The sequence below is a fragment of the Kaistia algarum genome (genome assembly GCF_026343945.1).
Lineage (GTDB): Bacteria > Pseudomonadota > Alphaproteobacteria > Rhizobiales > Kaistiaceae > Kaistia > Kaistia algarum.
The window spans coordinates 254,056-276,327 of record NZ_JAPKNJ010000002.1; the positions used below are offsets into that span (position 1 = coordinate 254,056).

The following is a 22,272-nucleotide window of genomic DNA, read 5'->3' on the forward strand; positions in this document are numbered from 1 at the left end:
GGCAGTACCCGAGCGAGCCGGAGGCTTTCCGGCTTCGCTCGGTCCGGCCGTTGAGACCCATCAGTGAAACCGCGAGAACTCCAATAGAAGAGGCTCGTCCCGGCAGATGGCCGCGATGATAGCCCGCGTCAGCGGCATGGCCTCGGCGTCGAGCCGGCCGTCGGCCATCATCCGCTCGATCGTCGGCCCGAGCTCCAGCGCGAGATTGGCGCCTTCGACGGTATCCATCGGCATGTGGTCGGATTTGGCCTGAGAATAGGGCAGGCCCAATCCGAGCAGCCGCCCCATCCTGCCATTGCGTCCGGCCTGGCAGGTCACATAGAGATCGCCGGCGCCGGCAAGGCCGCCGACGGTTGCGGGGTCCCCGCCGAGCGCGACGACGAGTTCGCGCATCTCCTTCAGCGCCTGGGTGAAGGTGGAGGCGGAGAGGTTGTGCATCAGAGCGGCGTTCGGCGCCTTGCCGTCGCGCTCCAGCCGTCCGCCGACCGAACCGACGGAAATCGCATAGAAGTTCTTGAAAGCGGCGCAGACCTCGACGCCGATGATATCGTCGGTAACGCTTGCATGGTAGTAGGGCGAGCGCAGCAGGCCGAGAGCGCGGCCAACTTCGGATAGATCCTCGCCGGTGACGATCACCGATGTATCCCGCTGCGCCGCCAATTCCCCAGCGATGCAAGGGCCGCCCACGGCCATGACCGGAACGGCAAAGCCGCTGCGCCGATGGAGCTCGCGTTGAACCTGCGCGGGCAGCACTTCGATAGTGGTGCCGTCCGTCGCCAGTCCTTTCGTGATCATCAGGATCGGCGTCGGTCCAGAGAGGGTGGCGACCAGTCGGTCGATCGCCCAGCCGACGCCGGCCGAGGACACGCCGAGGATGATGAGGTCCGGCGTCTTGGCGAGGGCATCCCCCAGATCTGTCCAGTCACGAGCTTTCACGGCCTCCGGCAGCGTGATCCCGAGGCGGGGATGCCAGCCATTGCCGGCGACCGAGCGGATGATCTCCGTATCGAGATGCGTGCCGACCAGCGTTACGCTCGCGCCATGGTTGGCCGCCGGCAGCGTCATGGCGCTTCCCATGACGCCGGCACCCAGGATGACGATCTCAGCCATGGATCGCGCTCCGAGTCTCGCGATCGAACAGATGCACCCGGTCGAGCAGCGGCGTCAGCCGGATGTCGGAACCCGGCGCCCATCCCAGACGGTCGCGCGAGACCGTGCAGATCTCCTGGCCCTCGACATCCGCGTAGATATGGATCTCCGGACCGGTAGGCTCGACCACCGAAATCCGTCCCGGCACGCCGAGAGCGCCGGCCTGATCCGCCGGCAGCGGCATCAGATGTTCGGGCCGAATACCGTAGACGATTTTCTGTCCCGGTCGGACCGGTGCCTTCGGCGGCAGCGGCCAGACATTCGCGGCGGTTCGAACCACCGGCAGCCCATTCTCGCCCGAAACCTCGCCGTGGATGAGGTTGATGCCGGGTGAGCCGATGAATTCGGCGACGAAGAGGTTCAGCGGATTGTCATAGATATCCAGCGGGCGTCCGACCTGCTCGATATGCCCGTCGCGCATGATCACGACGATGTCGGCCATCGTCATGGCCTCGATCTGGTCATGGGTCACATAGACCGTCGTGGTTCTGAGGCGCTGGTGCAACTCCTTGATCTCGGTACGCATCTGCACGCGGAGCTTGGCGTCGAGATTGGAGAGCGGCTCGTCGAACAGAAATACATGCGGATCGCGAACGATGGCGCGGCCCATCGCGACGCGCTGGCGCTGTCCGCCCGAGAGCTGGCGCGGCAGCCGGTCGAGATAGGGCTCCAGACCGAGGATCTGCGCTGCCTCGTCGACACGCTTCTTGATCTCGGCCTGGCTCGTCTTCTTCAGCCTCATGGAGAAGGCCATGTTGTCGAAGACGTTCATATGCGCGTAGAGCGCATAGTTCTGGAACACCATCGCGATGTTGCGATCCTTGGGATGCACGTCGTTGACGACCTGCGACCCTATCGAAATCTTGCCGGACGTGATGGATTCGAGCCCGGCGATCATGCGCAGCAGCGTCGATTTTCCGCAGCCCGACGGCCCAAGCAGCACGACGAACTGTCCGTCGGGAATGTGCAGGTCGAGCCCGTGCACGACTTCGAGCGCCCCGTAGTTCTTCCGGATGTCGTCGATGGTGACGGATGCCATGTCAGCGCGCTCCCTTTCCGATACCGGATGCGACGGGTGCATCCTGTCTTGCCGCCAGAATCTGGCTGGCGATTTCAACGAAGCCCTGTCCGCCGCGCCCCGTCGTCACATAGGCGGGCTTCGCCGCGAGGCTGTCGGCGAAATCCATGATGTTGGCGACGCCGCAGGACGAGGGAAAGAAGCCGAACATCGGAACGTCGTTCGGGCTGTCGCCGCAGAAGATGAAGCGGTCGCGCGCCTGGTCGACGTCGATGCCGAAGGCCTCGGCAAGAAAGCGCCGCGTCATCGACAGCTTGTCCCAATTGCCGAACCAGCCATTCACATGGATGGACGACGCCTTGGCCACCGCGCCAGCTTCGTCGAAGAGTTCCAGGATGCGGTCGATGTCCTTCGGCGGTAGCGGCGGCACGTCCTCGCAGAAATCGATGGCAAGATCGGCTTCGCGGTAGAGCTGATCCGAGGCGACCGCAGATCCCGGTACGTCCGCCAGGATCCGCTCGGCGAGGGCGGCGAGCTTCACGCGACTGGCCTTTCGTTCGGCTTCCGTGGCGACGAACTGGCGGATCATCCGCCGGGCCGCGTGATCGTAGCGGAATGAGAAGGCGCCATTCTCGCCGACGACCCCATCGACGGGCCAGAAGCGGGCAATCATGTCGCACCAGCCGGCGGGCCGGCCGGTGATCGGAATGACCAGCAGCCCGGACTCCCGCAGCCGCTCCAGCATGGCGTAGGAGGCAGCCGGCAGGTGCCCGTCCGAGGTGATCGTGTCGTCAATATCGGTCAGGACGCCGATCAGGTTGCGACATACGGAGCCGGGCAGGGACGCAATGGGTTGCATGCTCAATCTCGTAGTTTCCGCCATCAGCCAATCGGCTCGCCGCTGAGGGAGGCGACGACGTCGCTCCGGCGCTGGTTCCAGTTCCGCAGAATCGGCCAGAGTTCGTCGTAGATGGCGGCCAGCGCCTGATAGGCGGCAACGCGCCCCGGATCGGGATCGAAGGTTTCGGCGGCCCGTCCGACCATGGCGGCCGCCGCGTCGTCGATCGTGGCAAACCAGCCGATGCCCTTCGCGGCGGCGATCGCCGCACCCAGCGACGAGGCTTCTTTCGCCTCCGAGCGGCTGATGGGGCGGTCCAGCGTGTCGGCGAGGATCTGGAGGAAAAGCTCCGACCGCGCGCCGCCGCCGATCGCCTGGAGCCGATCAATCGGCTGTCCGGTCACCGCCATCGCCTTTTTCAGCGACAGTGCCAGGTCGAGGGAGAGACCTTCCAGGAGCGCGCGATAGAGATCGCCGCGGCGGGTCGAGCCCGAGAGGCCGGCGATGACACCGCGGGCCGCGCTGTCCCAATGCGGCGTCATCGAGCCCTGCCAGAAGGGAAGCAGCATCACTCCGCCGGCACCCAGCGGGCTCGCGGTTGCCTCCGCTTCGATGCTGGCAAGAAAGGCCGATCGGTCGGAGGCCGGTACTCCCATCATCTCTTGCGTCAGCCAGTCGACGAGGAAGGTGCCAGAGCGCTGGCAGGTCTCGAAGATGTATCCTTCCTCGGCGATCGCGATCTCCGTGCGGAAGCCGAGGTCGTGGGCGTAAGCGCGGCCATAGGTGCCGGCGACCAAAGCCGTGCCGAGATTGATATAGCCGCGCCCGGCACCGAGGACGCCGGCTCCCGTGCCGGCGCATTGCCCGTCGCCGCCGCCGGCAATGAGCGGCGTTCCTGCCAGTAGACCCGTCGCGGCCGCGGCTTTCTCGTCGATCTCACCGAGCTGCGTCCCCGGCCGCCGGATTTCCGGCATCAGGTGCATCGGCAGGCCCGCGGCGGTCAGGATCGCTTCCGACCAGATCCCTTCGCGCATATCGACCATCCCGCTCGGATCCGCCGATGCGGCCGAGGTCAGCCATTGGCCGGTGAGCTTGAAGGTCAGATAGGCATGGACATCGGCATAGCGATCGGCCCGCGCGAACGCCTCCGGTTCATGCTCCTTGAGCCAGATCATCCGGTAGAGCGACGGGATCACGTCGAGAGGCTTGCCGGAGACGGAGCGGATCCGCTCGGCGCCGAAAAGGGCGCCGAAGCTGTGCTGCTGCGGCGTTGCCCTGTCGTCGAGCCAGACGAGGCCCGGCCGCACCGCCTCGCCGGCTTCGGTGAAGAGCCCGAATGTCTCGCGCTGGTTGGAGATCGATATCCCGGCGATCCGGGCTGCATCGATCTGGCGGATCAATTGGCTGAGGGCCGTTACGGTCGACCCCCACCAGTCCGCCGGATCCTGCTCGAAATGACCTACCTTCGGATTGGAGAGCGGGATGGCGGCGCGGCCCTCGGCGATCGCCCTACCGTCTCTATCCCAGGCGATCGCCTTGGTGGCCGAGGTCGAGGAATCGATGCCGACCACGAGATCGCGAAGCACTCCGTCCTGCATCACTTGCCTCCCGAGAAGGCATGGACGCCCGTCAGCAACGACTTTCTGAACAGGACGGCAATGAGGATGGGCGGCAGCGACAGAAGGAGGCCGGCTGCGGCCATATGCCCATATTCCGGATTGAGGCCGACGGCGAGGAAGCTGCCCACCTGAACCGGGAAGGTGATGTTGGACGACATCAGGACGAAGGCGATGAAGAACTCGTTCCAGGCGAGGATGAGGACCAGCAACCCGCCCGAGATGATCGATTGCTTGAGCGTCGGCAGCACGATCAGGAAGAAGGCCTGCCAGACGCCGCAGCCATCGATGAGCGCCGCTTCCTCCGCGTCGTCCGGCATCGATCGCAGGAAGGCGAGCATGATCCAGACGGCGAGCGGGAGATTGATCGCCACATAAACGATGATCAGCCCGAGCTCGTTGTTCATGAGCCCGGTATGCAGGGCGAGGAAATAATAGGGCATGATCATCGCCGCCGGCGGCGTCATGCGTGTCGAGATGATCCAGTTCTCGAGCTGGCCGTTCCACCGCGTCTTGAAGCGCGACAGCGCGTAGGCCATCAGCGGCCCGAAGAACATGGCGATGCCGACAGAGATGCTGACCACGCGAAGGCTGCGGAAGAAAGCGCCCTGATCCAGATTGTCGAGGACCCACTCGATGTTTTCGAGCGTGATCGGATCGGGGAACCATACCGGCGCGGCGCTCTGGATCTGGACCTTGACCTTGAGGGCCGTGTTGACGAGCCAATAGAGCGGGCCGACCCAGATGGCGAGGGCGAGGATGAGCAGGATGCGGCCGATCCAGGTGCCGACAGGTCCGATCAGGCCGATGGTGAGCGGCGAAGCGTTGGCGGGGCTGTCCGAGGCGGCCATCAGTAGATCTCCTTTTCCCACTTGGTGACACGCAGCCACAGCGCGGCGCTGAGGAGCCCCATGATGAGGGCGACGATGCCGCCGGCGGCCGCCAGCGAGACCTGACCGGATTCGGCGATACCGACCTTGTAGATGAACAGCGACAGGTCGACCGTGGCCGTGCCTGGGCCGCCATTGGTCAGAAGCTGGGTGGCGGCGAAGACCTGGCTGCACAGGATGAATTCGAAGATCGCGGTGACGGCGATCAGCGGCCGGAGCAGCGGCATATGCACCTTGCGGATGATCTGCCAGAGCGAGGCGCCATCGATCAGCGCGGCCTCCACGGGCTCGCGCGGCAGGCTCTGGATGCCGCCGAGCAGCAGGATCACCGCGATCGGGGACCACTGCCAGGCTTGGAGCAGGATGATGACGAGCCTCGCCCCGAAGACGTTGGAGGTCGGCGCGATCAGAGAGCCCGTCAGCGAATAGATCACCTGCGGGATTGGCCCATAGAGCGGGTCGAGCATCAGGCTGAACACGAGCGCCACGGCGACCGGCGAAACCGACAGCGGTATCAGCACGAAGACGACGACGAAGCCCGAAAAACGGCCGGCGAAGAAGGCGATCAGATAGGCGACCACCATGCCGAATACCACTGCGGCGATGGTCGAGGAGAAGGACAGGAGCAGCGTGTTGAAGATCGCGTTCTGGCCCGCCGCGCTGAACAGGATCTCGTAGTAATTGGCCAGGCCCACGAAGCTGACCGGACGGTTGGGAATGGCGATGTCGATATCGACCAGCGAGAGATAGACGCCATAGACGAAGGGCGGGAGCGTGAGGATCGCGAGCAGCAGATAACCCGGAAGCGGCACCAGCCAGCGGGACGGCCGGAAACGGGTCCGTGCCGGCGGCGACGCCGAACTACCGCTCTCGAGGTTCGCATTGGCGAGCATGGATTGATTTTCCTTTGAGCGTGCAGGAACGGTGGCGCCGGATACGACAGCCCGATCCGGTCGCTGGCCGGTCGGAAGCGGGGATCGTGTCATCAAGGCGCGGGGCCGGCAATCGACCTCCCGCCCGGCTCCCGCTGTCCCGGTCTAGGGACAGCGAAAGCCGGACCAGGCGTTCGCGGCGCGGCGGCGTCCGCTTACTTGTCCGGGAAGATTTCCGGATAGGCGCGCGGCGTATCAAGCACGCCCTGGCTCTTGAAGCGGGCCGTGACCTGCTCTGCGGCAGCGTCGAGCGCTTCCTTCGCGGACTTGCCGCCCGTGAAGCTCGCCTCGATTTCGGCGCCGATGATGTCGCCCATCTCACGCCACTGCGGGATCATGGGGCGATAGTGAGTCTTGGTGATCGCCTGGCCTTCCTGCACCGCCTGGATGTAGCCAGCGTCGATCTTGCTCTTCAGCAGGTCGGACTGGTTGACCGACTTGCGGTCTTCGTTGCCGATATCCTTGTCGGTACGCGCGAACTCCATCTCCTGCGATGTCGCCCACTGCAGGAAGGCAGTGGCGGCGGCGAAGGTCTTGCTCGCCGGATCGACGGTCGCGGGAATGGCGAGACCGATCGAGTAGTTGGCCGGGAAGGCGCCCTTCGGGCCGGCCGGAACGACTGCATAGCCGACCTTGCCGACGACGCTCGACTGCTTGGGATCGTTGAAGACCGGATAGAAGGCGCTCGACTCGACGATCATGGCGACGCGGCCAGCCGCGAACGCCGAAGACACCTTGTCCCAGCCCCAGGTGCCGTTACCCGGCGAACCATACTTGTTGATCAGGTTCGAGTAGTGCTCGGTGCCCTCGATGGCCTCCGGCGAGTTGAACACCGGATGCATGTTGGCATCCAGGAAATTGGCGCCGTAGGAACGCATCCATTCGGTCCAGGTGTAGGCATTCATGCCCTCGCCGCGCAGTCCGCGCAGCGCAATGCCGAAGGTCTGCGGCGGCTGGGTGAGCTTGGCGGCGGCCGTTTCGAGCTCGTCGAGCGTCTTGGGCGGCGTCAGGCCGGCAGCGTCGAGCAGATCCTTGCGGTAATAGAGAAGCGTAACCTCCGAATAGATCGGCAGGCCAAACAGTCCGCCCTGCCAGGAATAGGACGTCTTCAGGCTGTCGAAGACGTCATCCAACTTGTATTCCGGCTTGATGGCGGAATCGATCTGGGCGACCCATTTGTTGGAGGCGAACAGCGGAATATAGTTGTTGTCCAGGCAGTAAACCTGGAAGCCGCCGACCTTGTTCGAGGCATCGGCGACGATCTTGCTGCGAAGATCGTTCTCCGGATAGTTGGTGAACTTGATCGTCGCGCCGGTCGCCTTCTCGAAGATTTCCTTGTGGCTGGCGATGAAGTCCATCGCGGGCAGGCTGCGGCAGGCGACATTGATCGTCACGCCGTCAAATGCGCCGGGGGCGGCGTAGGTTGCGACCGAGTCGACGACCGCCTTCTCGTATTCGGCGGCGACTGCCACTCCGGACAAGCCGGTCACGGCCAGCGCCAACGCGGTGGTAGTAATTCTATTCATCGCTTCCTCCAATCGCTCATTAGTGAGCACGGTATTTCGGTCGGTCGTTTCTTGCTTTTATAATTATGGCGGAACGGAAAGGTGGGACGAGTTGTTCCGTTGTTGCCACCGTTCAGCTGGTCAACCTGGCGCCGATGCATCCCTCCTGATCCGTCGACATGGAGTAGCTTCGCTGAACATCGCGGTCCTGAATCTCTTCACTTGGCTTGCATCGGGACCAAGCGGGCCGGAAGAGATGCTGGAGTATGGCTTTACACAAGATAAAACACCACAGACTTTTGTAAAGAAGAGAGAGAGGCGCCAGCGTCGGAATCAAGTCCGATGTGCAGAGGCTCGGCGCCTGATCCCTCCCATTCTGGCCTCCCTCACCGCATCATCGCGGCGACATTGCCGCCATCGACGGTCAGGACGGCGCCCGTGCTCGTCCGCGCTTTCGCCAGATGCACGAAGGCCGCGGCGACGTCGCTGGTCAGGACCTCGCGCTTCAGCAAATTGCCGCGCATATAGGCTTCCGGCGTCAGGCCGCGTGCCTTACTGCGCTCAGCCACCATCTCGTCGGTCATCAATCCTGTGCGGATCCGGTCGGCATTGACGGCGTTGGAGGTTATCCCCGAAGCGCCGTGCTCGACCGCGTATTGGCGCATCAGCGCCATCAGAGCGGCCTTCGAGGTGCCATACGGGCCAAAATCCGGCCCGGGATTGACTGCCTGCTTCGAGACGTTGAAGACCAGCGCGCCGCCGGTTGCCTGCGCTTCCATGACCCGGACCGCCGCCCGCGCCATATAGTGATGGCCCCAGAAATTGAGGGCAAAGGCGCGGTGGAAGGTTTCGTCCGAAACGCTGGTGAGCGCCCCTTGGAACGCCGCGCCGGCATTGGAGATCAGGATGTCGACGCCGCCATACGCCGCAGCCACGGCGGCGATGGCGTTATCGACGGAAGCCGCGTCGGTGACGTCACAGCAAAGGCCGAGCCCGCCGATCGACTTTGCCGCCGCAGCCACGCTGTCGGCGGCGATATCGAGAATCGCAACTTCGGCGCCTTCCTCGCGCAGCGCCTTGGCAATGGCGAGGCCCAAACCACCGGCCCCGCCTGTGACGACGGCGATCTGCCTCGAAAGCGGCTTTTCCGCCTGTTTGCTCAGCTTCACCTGCTCCAGCGACCAATATTCGATATCGAATAGATCGGTCTCCGGCAGAGGATCCCAGCCATCGATGCCCTCGGCCTTGGTGATTACGTCGACGGTTGCCTCGACGACGTCGGCTGCGACCTTCGCGCCCTTGGCCGAGGCCCCGGCGGCAAAGATGCCGACGCCCGCGACGTAGAAGACTCGCGGCAGCGGGTCGAGCATCACCCGGTCGCCGCCGACCCGCGCATTGTTGCGTTCAAAATAAGCGCGATAGTCGGCGACATAGTCTGCCAGCGCACGATCGAGTTCGGCGGCGAAGACGTCAAGCTTGCCGGCTTGCGGCGCGGGCAGGGCGATACCCTTGCGCTTGATATGGATGACATGCTCGGGCGTCGCGTTGCCGCGCGAGACAATGTCAGCGGCGTCGACGGCGTTGCAGAGATCGAGGATCGCCGGGCTGGTGCGGAAGGCGATCACCATCCGCTTGTACATCCCTTCCACCGCAGTCGGCTGCGCCAGCCGGCCGCGCAGGATCGGCATGATGTCGGAAGGCGCAGCGAGGTCGGATGGCTGGACCGCGGCGGTGAAGGGTCGTTGGCGGCCCTTCGCCAGGCGATGCTCGGCCCGGTCGACGAGTTCGATCATCGCCTCATAGGATTGGCGTGCGTCATCGGACCAGGTGAAAATGCCGTGCTTGAGCAGGATCATGCTGCTGGCGCCGGGCGCTGCGGCCAGCGCCTTGGCGCAGGCCTTCGCGAGATCGAAGCCGGGCATCACATAGGGAACAATGATACTGTCCGGGAAGATCTCCCGGATCAGGGCTTCGCCATTCGGCTGGTTGGTCAGCGAGACGATGGCGTTGGCGTGGGTGTGGTCGACATGCCGGGCCGGGATCAGCGCATGGAGGATCGCCTCGACCGACGGGTTGGGCGCGCTCGGATCCATGAGCAGGCGGCGCTGCTGGCGCACCATCTCGATGTCGGACAGCGTGTCGAAGCGAGCCAGCGCCGCGAGCTCAGCCAGACGCACGGCCGGCAGCCCGGCGGGCTCGATGGTACCCATGTCCCAGCCGCTGCCCTTGACGCAGATAACCGGGACTTCGCTGCCGTCGGCATCGATCAGGACCGTCTTGACCGACGTATTCCCGCCGCCATGCAGGACGAGTTCGGGATCGATGCCGAGCAGCCGTGTCGTATAGACTCGGGTGGCCAGATCGACGTTCAGTCCGGATCTGACATAGAAGTCGACGACGGATTGAAATTCCGAATCCGACCAACGCGATTTCATACGGATAGCTCCAGGTTCAATCACTGCGAGGGGAGGGCGGCCTGAGATGTTCCTGAGTCCACGCAAAGCCAGTGGGAAGCGTTGCGGGGACAGGTCGATCGGCCTTCCTTTATGCGTAGTCCGCTATTCTTAGAGGGTAGGCCCGAGTTTCGTACGGCTTGAGGCATACCGATCGCCATCGACGCTCATGAGATCGCGTCGGCTGGATCGAGGGCGCTCAGACTTCGCCGGCCGCAAAGGCTTCGAGTTCGCCCGCATCGGCCGAGAGATCGAGGAACGAGAATCGGTTGCGCATCTCGCGGCTATGAACGATTGCCTCGCGGTAGAAATCGGCAGGGACGCCAAGTTCCGCCGCCGTCGTCGGCCCGCCGGCAGACTTCAACATCCTCTCCATTTCCGCCGCCGGGATAATGAAGGCCGCCAGCTCCTGGCGCAGTTCGGGCCAGATTGCTTCAAGCCGGGCGTTGAGCGCTTCCGCGCCGGCCGCGTCGACTGCCTTCCGCTGCCATTCGGCCAGGCATTGCGGCGCGATCTTCGGCCCCATCCGACGCTCCATGTCGGCCGGATCGATTGTAGTGGCGCCGATCCGCGGCGGGGCTTCGGCGGCGATCATCCGTTGCTGCAGACGCGCCATCGACAAGGAGGCGACGCCAACCTGCTGGCCATGGCGGCTGCCCGGATGGCGGTCGCCGGCGAAACAGTCGATGTAGTGGGAGATCTGGTGCTCGCCCATCGAGCCGTGATTGGAAACGCCGGTCAGGGAAACGCCGAGGCCGCAGAGCGTCAAGACGCGGTGGAGATAGGCGACGGCCGCGATGTCGCCCGCTGGCAGCTTCTCTGCCATGCCGTTGAGGATCCGCTCATCCTCCTCCTCGATGAGGAAGGGCGCATGCATATAGTCCGTTCCGAGCAGGCGGTGCGACATCCACCAATCCACCTGGGCGACGGACCGCGCCAGACAGTCACCGAAGCCCGCGGCGTTGAGATAGGCCGGGGCGCGGGCCGAGACCGACAGGTCGACGAAGAAGCCGCGCGGCGCATGCGCCGGCAGCGACACCTTCAATCCCGATTCCAGCGTCATGGACGCCGTCGTCGACGTGTAGCCGTTCATCGAGCCGGCCGTGCCGAAGACGCAATAGCGCCGTCCGTCCTGAAAGGTGACGTATTTGCACAGATCGTTGAGCGTGCCGGAGCCGACTGCGATGACGCCTTCGACGCCCGCGAGCTTTTCCTTCAGCACCTCGACGGTGGCGAGATCCGCATGCGGATGGTCCAGCACCAGCGTCTTGACCGGCCCGAGACCGGCGATGGCGGTCGCCACGCGCCGTCCCATGGCCTCATAGGTCGCCTCGTCGCAGACGACGGCAAAGGAAGATCCAAGCCGCATGGACCGGACAAGCTCAGCTTCGCGCCCCTCCAGCGAAGGCTCGAACACGATCGACTCATAGGGAACGGTCGCCAGACGTCCGGTCTCGGGGTTGACCCAGCGGCCGGCGACGATGTCGTCGATCAGCGCGGTCCAACCCTTTTGTGCGTCTCGCGTTGCCACGACGCCTCCTTGCATGTTCTTACTCCCGCATTTTCTTGAAACAAAAGATAACCGTGACGCGACATATGTCAATATGGGCAAGGTGGCTTGCTTGACACCCGAGGGGAGTTTGGGGAGAACTCGGTCATGGACACCGTCAATTCCGCCCATCCATCACCCGCGCCAGCCCCGAATATTCCTGCGGAGTTCGAAGATGCGATCGTCTGGGCGGCGTGGATGTATTACGTCGACGAATTGACGCAAAACGAGATCGCACAGATCATCGGTGTTTCTCGCGTGACGATCATCAAGATGTTGCAGGAGGCGCGCGGCCGCGGAATCGTTTCGATTCGCATCAACACGGAGGTTGCCAGCCGGGCGCAACTATCGAGAGCGTTGGTCAGACGGTTCGGGCTGGCCTCCGCCATCGTCATTCCGACAATCGACGGAAGCGCGCTTGAACGTCGGCTGGGCGAGGCGGCGGCGCTGGTCCTTGCGGAGCAGGTGGCCGCCGGAGATGTTATCGGCGTTGCCTGGGGGCGGACTGTCCTGGAGGCGGCGCGAGCCATTTCTCTGACGGCGCCTGTCAACCCTCTGACGGTCGTGCAGGTGGCGGGTTCCGCGACGGGCCTCTCCACCGAATTCTCGCCGGAACTCTGCTCGTCTCTGCTGGCCAACCGCATCGCCGCCCGCTGCGTCAACCTGCTGGCGCCGGCGATTCTTTCGACGGCGCAATTGCGCGATCAGCTTCTCGCCGAACCGGCGATCCGCAGGCAATTCTCGATCATCCGTTCGGCCAACCGGATATTGTTCGGCGTCGGCGATCTCGGCCCTCAGGCCACGGTGCGCCAGGCGGAACTGCTCGACAATGACGCGATCGATTCGTTTGTCGCCAATGGCGCGGTGGCGGCCGTCATCGGCCGGTTCATCGATCGCGAGGGAAATCCGGTGTCAGGCGGAATTCAGGACCGCATGGTCGGCATCGGGCTCGACGAACTGAAATCCATTCCCTACCGGCTCTGCGTCGCCGGTGGTGCCCGCAAGATTACCGCGATCGCGGCGGCGCTGAAGGGCGGTTATCCGACCGATCTGGTCACCGATCTCGATACCGCCCGGGAATTGCTAGCACTCGCCTGATGTCATGAACCGATCGCGCCGCCCGGGCGGCGCGATCGGTTCAGAAAATCCAATGCTAGGGAGGCGGTACCGCCCCCCGGGCCCGGTTCCGCTCAGCGGGCGTTGTACTTGGCGTCGACCGCGTTGATCGCGGCGACATTGCCGGCCGAACGACCCTGTTCATCGAAGGTCTGTGCCAGGAAGGCGTCGACGATCGCCTTGGCGAGCTCCGATCCGATCACGCGCGCGCCCATGGTGATGATCTGTGCATTGTTGGAGAGGGCGGCGCGCTCGGCCGAATAGGTGTCGTGCGTCAGCGCCGCACGGATGCCGGGCACCTTGTTGGCCGAGATGGAAACGCCGATGCCGGTCCCGCAGATCAGGATCGCCTTGTCATAGGTGCCGTCGAGCACGCCGGAAGCGACGCGGTCCGCGAGATCGGCATAGAACGGGTCGGCGCCGGACTCCGTGTGCGAAACCTCGGACACGTCGAAACGCGCCTGCAAATGTCCGGCGATGACCCTTGCAAGGCCCTCGCCCGCGCTGTCTCCCGCAACGGCAATCTTCATGGCAGTCTCCTCAACTAAAGCAGAACATCCGGGCGTGATTTCAAGGGGCCCGCAGCCTCTCAGGGCGAATCGGCCCTGAAACGCTCAGCGATGGGCAGGCCGGCTATGGATTCGTTCGGGTGCCGATATTCACAGGCATCATGGAAATTGGACATTTCGCACCAGGAAAACCGATGCGGCGCTCCGTATCCATGTCCCTTCCAGGCGCCGACGCGGCGAACTTAACAGCGCAGATCGCAATATCAAGCGGCTGGCCGGTTCCTTGCCGCCGATTGTCCTGGTCTGCATCGCCGCGGTCAGCGTCCATTCCCGGGCCGTGGCTTCGGGCAATGCGCGGCACGATATTTCATAGAGGGCGGCACAGGGCAGCCTTAAGGTTGGCCAGGAGTCGGCCTCTACCGGCCCCAGACGACCGCGTTCTCGTGCCTCTTGATGATGTGCTTCAAATTCTCGAAGGCCGTGGTCACATGGCCGGCGAAGCGCTCGGCCGCGGGTGAACGCGGAGCGCCGACCCGGCGCAAGATGCCGAGCGAGCGGTTGGGCTGCGGGATTTCGTAGGGAAGCACTGTCACCCGGTTTTCCTTGCGCTGGGCGAACACCACCGAGAAGGGCAGCACGGCCAGCGCGTCGGTTTCGGCCAGGAAGTTGATCACGCTCATCAGCGAGCCGCCGGAATAGCGGATGTTCAGATCCGACATGCCGATGCTCATCAGGATCATCTGAAGATCTGACATCAGCGGCGAGCCGGGCAGGGGGGCGACCCAGGGAAAGCTGGTCAGGTCATGTGCCCTTAGGCGCCGATTGCGCAGCAGCGGATGGTCGGGCCGGCAGGCGACGATGTTGCGGCCCGGCAGGATCTCGGTGAATTCGAAGCCGGGACCGAGGTCGAGCACGCCGATTGGAACAATGCCCAGGTCGATCTGGTCGCCCTGCAATGCCGCGACCATCTCGGGCAGGTTTAGATAACTCTGCTGGATCGTGACTTCGGGCTCAAGGTTCTGGAACTCCCCGATCATCCGGCTGATCATCGCATCCATGAAGAAGGGCACGCCGCCGACGCGCACGACGCCCTTGGTGCCTTTGATGAAGCCCTGCACCGCGTCCGACGCCTTGCGCGACGCCGTGATGATGGTACGGCCTTGCGCCGCCAACTGAGCACCGAGCGGCGTCGCCTGCAGCGGGCGTCGACCTTTCAGGAAAAGCGGCTCTCCGACCCGCGCCTCCAGCATCGCCAAGGATCGGCTGACCGCCGGCTGGGTCAGTCCCAGCGTGGCGGCGCCTTCCGACACCCCGCCAGCGTCCAGAACGGCCGCGAGCTGCATCAAATGGCGTTCGTTCAGCTTCATAGCAAAATGCTATACAAGTCTGCTCACAACTCATCAAGCCGCTCACGGGGCCGTGCTATCCCATCTGCCAAGGGGAAGGGAGGCCCCGGCGGAATGCACGGCCAGCATGACGGCCCACCGAGGGATCAACGCCCCAGGGCGATCACGGCGCAAGCGGAGGAATTCTCGCGTCGCCTGACGGCGGCCGGCCCGTCCCGCCTCGCAGCGGCGGCGCAGGCAACCGTCGATGGATTGCACGCGATGATCGCGGAGCTTCGTCCGTCGGGCGAGGAGTTCCGTCAGGCGATCGATTTCCTTACCGAAGTTGGCCACTACGCCGATGCGCGGCGCCAGGAATGGGTGCTGTTCGCCGATGTGCTCGGCGTCTCGTCCCTGATCGAGGATCAGAACAGTCCGCGTCCCGCCGGCGCCACGCCCAACACGCTGGCTGGCCCGTTCTACCGTTCCGACGTTCCGGAAATGGCACTTGGTGCCAACATCTCGCGCGATTTGAAGGGGGAGCCCCTCGCGGTCGATGGCCGGATCGCCGCGCTGGACGGTTCGGGAATAGGCGGGGCGGTGGTCGAGGTATGGCAGGCCAATGCCGAGGGTCTCTATGAGAACCAGGAGCCGGACCGGCAGCCCGAATTCAATCTGCGTGGCCGGTTTCGCACCGATCCGCAAGGGCGGTTTCACTTTCTGACCGTGAAGCCGAAGGGTTACACGCTGCCGTCGGATGGGCCGGTCGGCCAGCTCATGTCAGCGCTCGGACTTGGCCTCGAACGGCCGGCGCATATTCATTTCCGCGTCTCGGCGGACGGCTTCGAGACGCTGACGACCCACATTTTCGACCGGTCCGATCCTGCGATCGGGCGGGATGCGATTTTCGGGGTGAAGCCCGAACTCATGGCCGAGTTCCGTGCTCTGCCGCCGAATGGCGGGAAACGGAAATACGCGCTCGACCTCAATCTCGTGCTCTGCCCGCGGCGGCAGGGCGACAGTGGAACCTCTGGGAGGAGATGACCGATGGCCCGTGTCAGTGGCTACCACCATTTGACGATGTCGACAGACGGCGCGCAGGAAGATTTTGACTTCTACACCAAGGCGCTCGGCCTGCATTCCGTGAAGCGCACCGTGCTTTTCGACGGCGTGATCCCCGTCTATCACCTCTATTACGGCTCGCCCAACGGCGACGCCTCGACGATCATCACGACCTTCCCGTTCCGTAAGCCCGGCGTCTATGGCCGCCGTGGCACCAACCAGTCGCGCACCATTCTGCAGTCGATCCCCAAGGGTGCTGCGGATTTCTGGGTTGACCGGCTGAATGCTCGCGGCATCGAGACCACCAAGATCACGCGCTTCGGCGCCGATCGCGCCGCCTTTGCCCATCCCTCGGGCATCTTCCATGAACTGGTCGAGAGCGACAGCGACCCGCGCGAGCCGATCACCAATGCGGCGCAGGGCATCGGCAAGGATCACGGCATCAAGGGCATCTACGGCGCCTCGGTCGCCGTGACCGACCGCACCGCGATGGACGATTTCCTCACCATCGCGCTGCCGCTCACGAAAGAGGCCGATACGCATGAGGGCCTCGTCTACCGCGTCCCGGACGCGACCGGCGCCAATCAGCGCGTCGAGGTGATCGTCGACCGCGACAGCCCGCAGGGTACCTGGACGCTGGCCGGCGGCACGATCCACCATCTGGCGCTCAACACGGGCGATGAAGAGAACCAGATGAAGCTGCGCGCCCATATCGAGGGTCTCGGCTTCACCGACATCTCGGAGCAGAAGGACCGCAACTACTTCAAGTCCTGCTATGTCCGCTCGCCCGGCGGCGCGCTGTTCGAGCTCGCCTGGACGACGCCGGAAGGCTGGGCCAAGGACGAGCCTCCGGGCGCGATCGGCAAGACGCTGGTGTTCCCGCCGTGGTTCAAGGACCGCGAGGACGAACTCCGCGCGGGTCTGGAACAGGCTGAATTCGCATGAGTTCAGGCAGCGGTCCTCTCAGGCTTGGCGCCAAGGCCCTGGAAGCGAAGGCGATCTGCGTCTTCGCCCATGGCCGTGGCCAATCGCCGGAGGCCATGCAATCCCATGTGCTGGCGCGGCTTTCCGCGCCTTCCGTGGCCTTTGTCCTGCCGCGCGCCCCTTCGGGCTCGTGGTGGGAGGCCCGGGCCATTGACCCGCTGACGCCGGTGGCCCGCGCGCAGCTTTCTGCGGCGCTGGATCATCTCGCGGCCGCCGTGGCGGCGGCGCGGGGTGAACTGCCCGGATTGCCGCTGCTTCTGGCAGGCTTCTCGCAAGGTGCGTGCCTCGCGATCGAATATCTCTGCGCCGGGCTGCCGCCGCCGGAAGCCGTCGCAGCCTTCACCGGCTGCCGTGTCGGCGTCCCCGCCGACGGTCGGGCCGAGGCGCTGCGGGCCGGCGTGCCGGTCTATCTGACGGGCGCCGATGCCGATCCCTGGATTCCGGTCTCGGCCTTTGCTGATGCGGCGCAGTCGCTTGGCAGGCAGCGGGTCAGCCTCCGGGCCGACCTGTTCCCCGGTCGCGGACACGAAGTTTTGGATGCCGAGATCGCCATGCTGGAAACGATGCTCGCGGACATGACCGCCGGACGCACCCCGCGCATGGAGGCAGCTCGATGATGGAGAGCTTCATCTTTCCGGGACTGACGACGCGGGTCGTCTTCGGCTCGGGTACGATGGCCCGTGCGGAGGAGGAAGTTCGGCGGCTGGGCCACGGCAAGGCGCTCGTGCTGTCGACTCCGCACCAGAATGCCGATGCGGAAAAGCTCGCGGCGAGCCTCGGCGAGCTTTCGGCCGGCGTCTTCGCCGGCGCGACAATGCATACGCCGGTCGACGTGACGGAGAAGGCGGCCGAAGCCTTCCGTGCCAGTGGTGCGACAGCGGTCGTGAGCCTCGGCGGCGGTTCGACCACGGGTCTGGGCAAGGCGATCGCGGTGCGCACCGGCGCCGACCAGGTCGTGATCCCGACCACTTATGCCGGCTCGGAAATGACCGACATTCTCGGCGAGACCGCCGATGGCGAGAAGAAGACGCGGCGCTCGCCGGACATTCGCCCCGAGACGGTGATCTACGACGTCGACCTGACGCTGAGCCTGCCGGTCGCGCTCACCGTCACCTCGGCCATGAACGCGATCGCCCATGCGATGGAAGCCTTCTACGCGCCTGACCGCAATCCGGTGATCGTGCTGATGTGCAAGGACGCTCTTGCCGCCTTTCGAGACGGCATCCCCAGGCTGATCGAGGATCCGCAGGACCGCGCGGCGCGGGCGCAGGCGCTCTATGCCGCCTGGTGCTGCTCGACGGCGCTCGGCTATGTCCAGATGGCGCTGCACCACAAGCTGGCGCACGTTTTCGGCGGCTCGTTCGATACGCCCCATGCAGAGACCCACGCCATCCTGCTGCCCTACACGACGGCCTTCAACGAACAGGCCGTGCCGGAGCTCCTGGCCCCGATCGCCGAGGTGTTCGGTGGCGGTTCAGCCGGCGGCGGGCTCTGGGATTTCGCGCGAGCGGTCGGCTCGCCGCTGAGCCTGCAGGCGATCGGTATCCAGGAAGCCGATCTCGACAGAGCGACATCGATCGCCGTCAAGAATGCCTATGCCAATCCAAGACCGATCGACCCGGGATCCATCCGGGAACTTCTCCAGGCGGCGTGGGAGGGACGCCGTCCGGGGGGCTGAGACTGCACAAGAGGGAGGAGGAAGACATGCTTACAAGACGCAGCTTACTGAAGGCCTCTGCTGCCACGGGTCTGACCCTGGCGACCGCGGGACTCGCCGCGCCGGCGATCGCGCAGGGCGCCAAGATCAAGCTTGGCTATGTGTCGCCGCAGACGGGGCCGCTCGCCGGCTTTGCCGAAAGCGACGCCTACAACATCAAGGCGTTCCTCGATTCCGAGGCCGGCAAGAACTTCGAAGTCATCGTCAAGGACAGCCAGTCCAACCCGAACCGGGCGGCTGAGGTGGCGAAAAGCCTGATTGTCGATGACGAGATCAATCTGATGCTCGTCGGGTCCACACCGGAGAACACCAACCCGGTCGCCACTACCTGCGAGGCGGAGGGGATGCCGGTCATCTCGACGACCGCACCGTGGCAGCCCTGGTTCATCGGCCAGCAGGGCAATCCCGGCGACCCGGCCTCCTGGAAGCCGTTCAAGTTCGCGTATCATTATTTCTGGGGTCTGGAAGACATCATCGCGGTCTATACGGCGATGTGGAAGCAACTCGACACCAATGGCAAGGTGGGCGGCCTGTTCCCGAACGACGCTGACGGCAATGCCTGGGGCGATCCCAAGAACGGCCTGAAGCCCGGCCTCGAGGCCGCCGGCTTCACGCTCACCGATCCGGGCCGCTATCAGAACCTCTCGGACGATTTTACGGCGCAGGTGAACGCGTTCAAGGCAGCCAATGCCGAGATCGTCACCGGCGTGGTGATCCCGCCCGATTTCACCACCTTCTGGAACCAGGCCCGCCAGCAGGGTTTCAAGCCCAAGGCCGTTACGGTCGCCAAGGCTATCCTGTTCCCGCAGTCGGTGGAGACGCTCGGCGAAGCCGGCAACAATCTCTCCTCCGAGGTGTGGTGGTCGGCCTCGCATCCGTTCAAATCGTCCCTGACGGGTCAGAGTTCGGCGGAACTGGCAGCGGATTTCACCGCCAAGTCCGGCCGTCCGTGGACGCAGCCGATCGGCTTCTCCCATTCGCTGTTCGAAGTCGCGGCCAATGTCATGGGCCGTGTTTCGGACCCGACGGATGCGGATGCGATCGCTGCCGCCATCGCCGCCACCGACATGATGACCGTCGTCGGCAAGGTGGCCTGGAACGGCGTCGGCGTGCCGCCCTTCGCGGCAAAGAACGTCTGCAAGACGCCGCTCGTCGGTGGCCAGTGGCGCCGGAAGGCCGATGGCAGCTTCGATCTCGTGATCGTCGAGAACGCCAACGCCCCGGAAATCCCGGCCGCCGGCAAGATGGAAGCCCTTTCCTGACGAAACAGCGGGCCGGTGACAACCGGCCCGCATACCACCGCTCCCGAGGAACGCCACGCGATGATCCTGAGGCTCGACAATGTCTCCAAGTCCTTCGGCGCGCTGAAGGTCACGGATGCCGTGACCTTCTCGGTGCCGCGCGGCGAGGCGTTGGGCATCATCGGCCCGAACGGCGCGGGCAAGTCGACGCTGTTCAACCTGATCACCGGCAATGTGCTGCCGAATGAAGGACGCATCGAGTTCCTCGGCCGCGACGTAACGCGTGCGCCCGCCATGGAGCGGGTGCGTATGGGCGTCGGCCGCTCGTTCCAGATCCCGCAGCCCTTCGAGGGGCTGACCGTCTTCGAAAACCTCCTGACCGCAGCCGCCTTCGGAAGGGGAGGGCGCGAAGCCGACATGGTCGATGATTGCGCCCGCATCCTGGATGAAACCGAGCTTCTGAAGAAGGCGAATGTGGTGGCCGGCTCGCTCAGCCTTCTGGACCGCAAGCGCCTGGAACTTGCCCGTGCCATGGCGACCGGCCCCGAACTCCTGCTCCTCGACGAGATCGCGGGCGGCCTCACGGAGGGTGAATGCCGGGCGCTCGTGGCCACCATCCAGGGCATCCACGCCAAGGGCACGACGATCATCTGGATCGAGCATGTGCTGCACGCCCTGAATTCCGTCGTCGAGCGACTGCTCGTCCTCGACTTCGGGCGGGTGATCGGCATCGGCGAACCCGAAGCGATCATGGCCTCGAAGGAAGTGCGCGAAATCTACCTGGGGATCGAGGTCTGATGCTGCTCGAAACCCACGGTCTCACCGCCAATTACGGGCAGTTCAAAGCCCTGTTCGGCGTCGACGTTTCGGTCTCCGAAGGCGAATGCGTCGCGATCATCGGCGCCAATGGCGCCGGGAAATCGACCTTGATGCGCTCCATCACCGGCGTCATCCGCAATGAACCCGGGATGGTGATGCATCGCGGCGAGCCGATCGGTGCGCTTTCTTCCGCCGACATCATGAAGCGCGGCATCGCCATGGTGCCAGAGGGCCGCCGGCTGTTTCCCTCGCTCAGTGTCGAGGAAAATCTCCTGATCGGCGGTCAGGCGCGCAAGGCGCCGGGACCCTGGAGCCTTGACGCCATCTACGACCTGTTCCCGATTCTGCGCGAGCGGCGGAACAATGCGGGCACGGCGCTTTCCGGCGGCCAGCAGCAGATGGTGGCGATCGGCCGAGCGCTGATGTCGAACCCCGAACTGCTCCTCTGCGACGAGATCAGCCTTGGCCTCGCGCCGGTCGTCATCCGAGATATCTACGCGGCCCTTCCCAGGATTCGGGAAGGCGGCGCTGCGATCGTCGTCGTGGAGCAGGATATCGGCAAGGCGCTGGCCGTGGCCGACCGCGTCTACTGCATGATGGAAGGGCGCGTAACCCTGGTTGCCAGGCCGGCCGACGTCACGCGCGAAGCCATTCACGCCGCCTATTTCGGGGAGGCGGCATGATCTGGGTCGACACCCTGGTGCAAGGAATCCTGCTGGGCGGCCTCTATGCGCTGTTCGCGGCCGGCCTCAGCCTCGTCTTCGGCATCATGCGGCTGGTGAACCTCGCCCATGGCGACCTCATCGTCTTCGCCGCCTATCTGGTGCTGATGGGCGTAACGCTGCTCGGCCTGTCGCCCTGGATCGCCGCGTTGGTCGCCATGCCGCTGATGTTTGCGCTGGGCTGGCTGCTTCAGGCGGGCGTGCTGAACCGTGTGCTGGGCAAGGATATCCTGCCGCCGCTACTGGTGACGTTCGGCCTGTCGGTCGCCCTGCAGAACGGGCTGCTGGAAGCCTTCTCCGCCGATAGCCGCCGCATTCCGGCAGGCACGCTGGAAGGCGCCTCACTGGATCTCGGGCTGGTCACGGTCGGCGTCATGCCGCTCCTGACCTTTGCCTCCGCGATCGCCGTGATCGTCGCGCTCAACAGCATCTTCTACCACACCGCGCTCGGCCGCTCGTTCCGGGCCACATCGGACGACGCCGTGACGGCCGGGCTCATGGGCATCGAGCCGAAACGGATCTTCGCCATCGCTACCGGCATCGCCATGGTCGTGGTGACGATCGCCGCGCTCTATCTCGGCATGCGCTCCAACTTCGACCCGTCGATCGGGCCGGCGCGGCTGATCTACGCCTTCGAGGCTGTGATCATCGGCGGACTCGGCAGTCTCTGGGGCACGCTGGCGGGCGGGATCATCATCGGTGTGGCGCAAACCTTCGGCGCCGCCGTGAACCCCGAATGGCAGATCCTGGCGGGACATCTCGCCTTCCTCGCCGTGATGCTCATGAAGCCGCGCGGCCTCTTCCCGCGCGCTGTGGATTGAAGGCGG

At 64.8% G+C, this 22,272-nt stretch carries 20 protein-coding genes; 9 read left to right on the forward strand and 11 right to left on the reverse strand.

The window, feature by feature from the left end; genetic code table 11:
• Window positions 1–60: 60 nt before the first annotated feature.
• The 9 genes from OSH05_RS14500 to OSH05_RS14540 form a co-directional block, all read right to left on the reverse strand.
• On the reverse strand, window positions 61–1,110 hold the full coding sequence (locus tag OSH05_RS14500) for a glycerol-3-phosphate dehydrogenase (protein ID WP_104219855.1): 1,050 nt from the start codon (window positions 1,108–1,110) through the stop codon (window positions 61–63).
• Window positions 1,103–2,188 (reverse strand): ABC transporter ATP-binding protein, encoded by a 1,086-nt coding sequence (locus OSH05_RS14505; RefSeq protein ID WP_104219854.1) that lies wholly within the window; start codon window positions 2,186–2,188, stop codon window positions 1,103–1,105. The genes OSH05_RS14500 and OSH05_RS14505 overlap by 8 nt, the downstream gene beginning before the upstream one ends.
• Before the next feature lies 1 nt (window position 2,189).
• Window positions 2,190–3,026 (reverse strand): HAD-IIB family hydrolase, encoded by an 837-nt coding sequence (locus tag OSH05_RS14510; protein ID WP_104219853.1) that lies wholly within the window; start codon window positions 3,024–3,026, stop codon window positions 2,190–2,192.
• A gap of 23 nt (window positions 3,027–3,049) precedes the next feature.
• Window positions 3,050–4,603, reverse strand: a complete 1,554-nt coding sequence (locus OSH05_RS14515) for a xylulokinase (protein WP_104219852.1) — start codon at window positions 4,601–4,603, stop codon at window positions 3,050–3,052.
• Window positions 4,603–5,472 (reverse strand): carbohydrate ABC transporter permease, encoded by an 870-nt coding sequence (locus tag OSH05_RS14520; protein ID WP_104219851.1) that lies wholly within the window; start codon window positions 5,470–5,472, stop codon window positions 4,603–4,605. The genes OSH05_RS14515 and OSH05_RS14520 overlap by 1 nt, the downstream gene beginning before the upstream one ends.
• A complete protein-coding gene (locus tag OSH05_RS14525) occupies window positions 5,472–6,404 on the reverse strand; it encodes a carbohydrate ABC transporter permease (protein WP_165801623.1) in 933 nt (310 codons plus the stop codon). The genes OSH05_RS14520 and OSH05_RS14525 overlap by 1 nt, the downstream gene beginning before the upstream one ends.
• A gap of 194 nt (window positions 6,405–6,598) precedes the next feature.
• Entirely contained in the window at window positions 6,599–7,969 is a 1,371-nt protein-coding gene (locus tag OSH05_RS14530; protein WP_104219849.1) for an ABC transporter substrate-binding protein, read from the reverse strand.
• Window positions 7,970–8,334: 365 nt separating this feature from the next.
• Entirely contained in the window at window positions 8,335–10,383 is a 2,049-nt protein-coding gene (locus OSH05_RS14535; RefSeq protein ID WP_104219848.1) for a bifunctional aldolase/short-chain dehydrogenase, read from the reverse strand.
• A gap of 217 nt (window positions 10,384–10,600) precedes the next feature.
• Window positions 10,601–11,947, reverse strand: coding sequence for a sn-glycerol-1-phosphate dehydrogenase (locus OSH05_RS14540; RefSeq protein WP_104219847.1), 1,347 nt, complete (start codon window positions 11,945–11,947; stop codon window positions 10,601–10,603).
• Between the two features lie 111 nt (window positions 11,948–12,058).
• Between OSH05_RS14540 and OSH05_RS14545 the strand changes: the two genes are divergently transcribed.
• The gene (locus OSH05_RS14545; RefSeq protein WP_104221854.1) at window positions 12,059–13,048 is read left to right on the forward strand and encodes a sugar-binding transcriptional regulator; all 990 of its coding nucleotides are present in this window, start codon (window positions 12,059–12,061) and stop codon (window positions 13,046–13,048) included.
• A 92-nt stretch (window positions 13,049–13,140) separates the two neighbouring features.
• Here OSH05_RS14545 and derI read toward each other — a convergent pair whose 3' ends face one another.
• Window positions 13,141–13,596, reverse strand: a complete 456-nt coding sequence (derI, locus tag OSH05_RS14550; RefSeq protein WP_104221852.1) for a D-erythrulose-4-phosphate isomerase — start codon at window positions 13,594–13,596, stop codon at window positions 13,141–13,143.
• 395 nt (window positions 13,597–13,991) lie between these two features.
• A complete protein-coding gene (locus OSH05_RS14555) occupies window positions 13,992–14,942 on the reverse strand; it encodes a LysR family transcriptional regulator (RefSeq protein ID WP_266352506.1) in 951 nt (316 codons plus the stop codon).
• Between the two features lie 93 nt (window positions 14,943–15,035).
• Here OSH05_RS14555 and OSH05_RS14560 point away from each other — a divergent pair, with 93 nt between their 5' ends.
• The 8 genes from OSH05_RS14560 to OSH05_RS14595 are packed head-to-tail and all read left to right on the forward strand — an operon-like array spanning window position 15,036 to window position 22,266.
• Complete coding sequence (locus OSH05_RS14560; RefSeq protein ID WP_104221457.1) at window positions 15,036–15,944, forward strand: dioxygenase family protein; 909 nt, start codon at window positions 15,036–15,038, stop codon at window positions 15,942–15,944.
• Window positions 15,945–15,947: 3 nt separating this feature from the next.
• Window positions 15,948–16,907 carry a VOC family protein gene (locus OSH05_RS14565; protein WP_104221456.1) on the forward strand — a complete coding sequence of 320 codons (960 nt, stop codon included), beginning with the start codon at window positions 15,948–15,950 and terminating at the stop codon, window positions 16,905–16,907.
• On the forward strand, window positions 16,904–17,563 hold the full coding sequence (locus tag OSH05_RS14570) for an alpha/beta hydrolase (RefSeq protein ID WP_104221455.1): 660 nt from the start codon (window positions 16,904–16,906) through the stop codon (window positions 17,561–17,563). The genes OSH05_RS14565 and OSH05_RS14570 overlap by 4 nt, the downstream gene beginning before the upstream one ends.
• Window positions 17,560–18,624 (forward strand): maleylacetate reductase, encoded by a 1,065-nt coding sequence (locus OSH05_RS14575; protein ID WP_104221454.1) that lies wholly within the window; start codon window positions 17,560–17,562, stop codon window positions 18,622–18,624. Before OSH05_RS14570 ends, OSH05_RS14575 begins: the two co-directional genes overlap by 4 nt.
• Before the next feature lie 26 nt (window positions 18,625–18,650).
• On the forward strand, window positions 18,651–19,925 hold the full coding sequence (locus OSH05_RS14580; RefSeq protein ID WP_104221453.1) for an ABC transporter substrate-binding protein: 1,275 nt from the start codon (window positions 18,651–18,653) through the stop codon (window positions 19,923–19,925).
• A gap of 60 nt (window positions 19,926–19,985) precedes the next feature.
• Window positions 19,986–20,702 carry an ABC transporter ATP-binding protein gene (locus OSH05_RS14585; protein WP_104221452.1) on the forward strand — a complete coding sequence of 239 codons (717 nt, stop codon included), beginning with the start codon at window positions 19,986–19,988 and terminating at the stop codon, window positions 20,700–20,702.
• Window positions 20,699–21,406 (forward strand): ABC transporter ATP-binding protein, encoded by a 708-nt coding sequence (locus tag OSH05_RS14590; RefSeq protein WP_165801743.1) that lies wholly within the window; start codon window positions 20,699–20,701, stop codon window positions 21,404–21,406. The genes OSH05_RS14585 and OSH05_RS14590 overlap by 4 nt, the downstream gene beginning before the upstream one ends.
• A complete protein-coding gene (locus OSH05_RS14595) occupies window positions 21,403–22,266 on the forward strand; it encodes a branched-chain amino acid ABC transporter permease (protein ID WP_104221451.1) in 864 nt (287 codons plus the stop codon). Before OSH05_RS14590 ends, OSH05_RS14595 begins: the two co-directional genes overlap by 4 nt.
• Window positions 22,267–22,272: the final 6 nt, after the last annotated feature.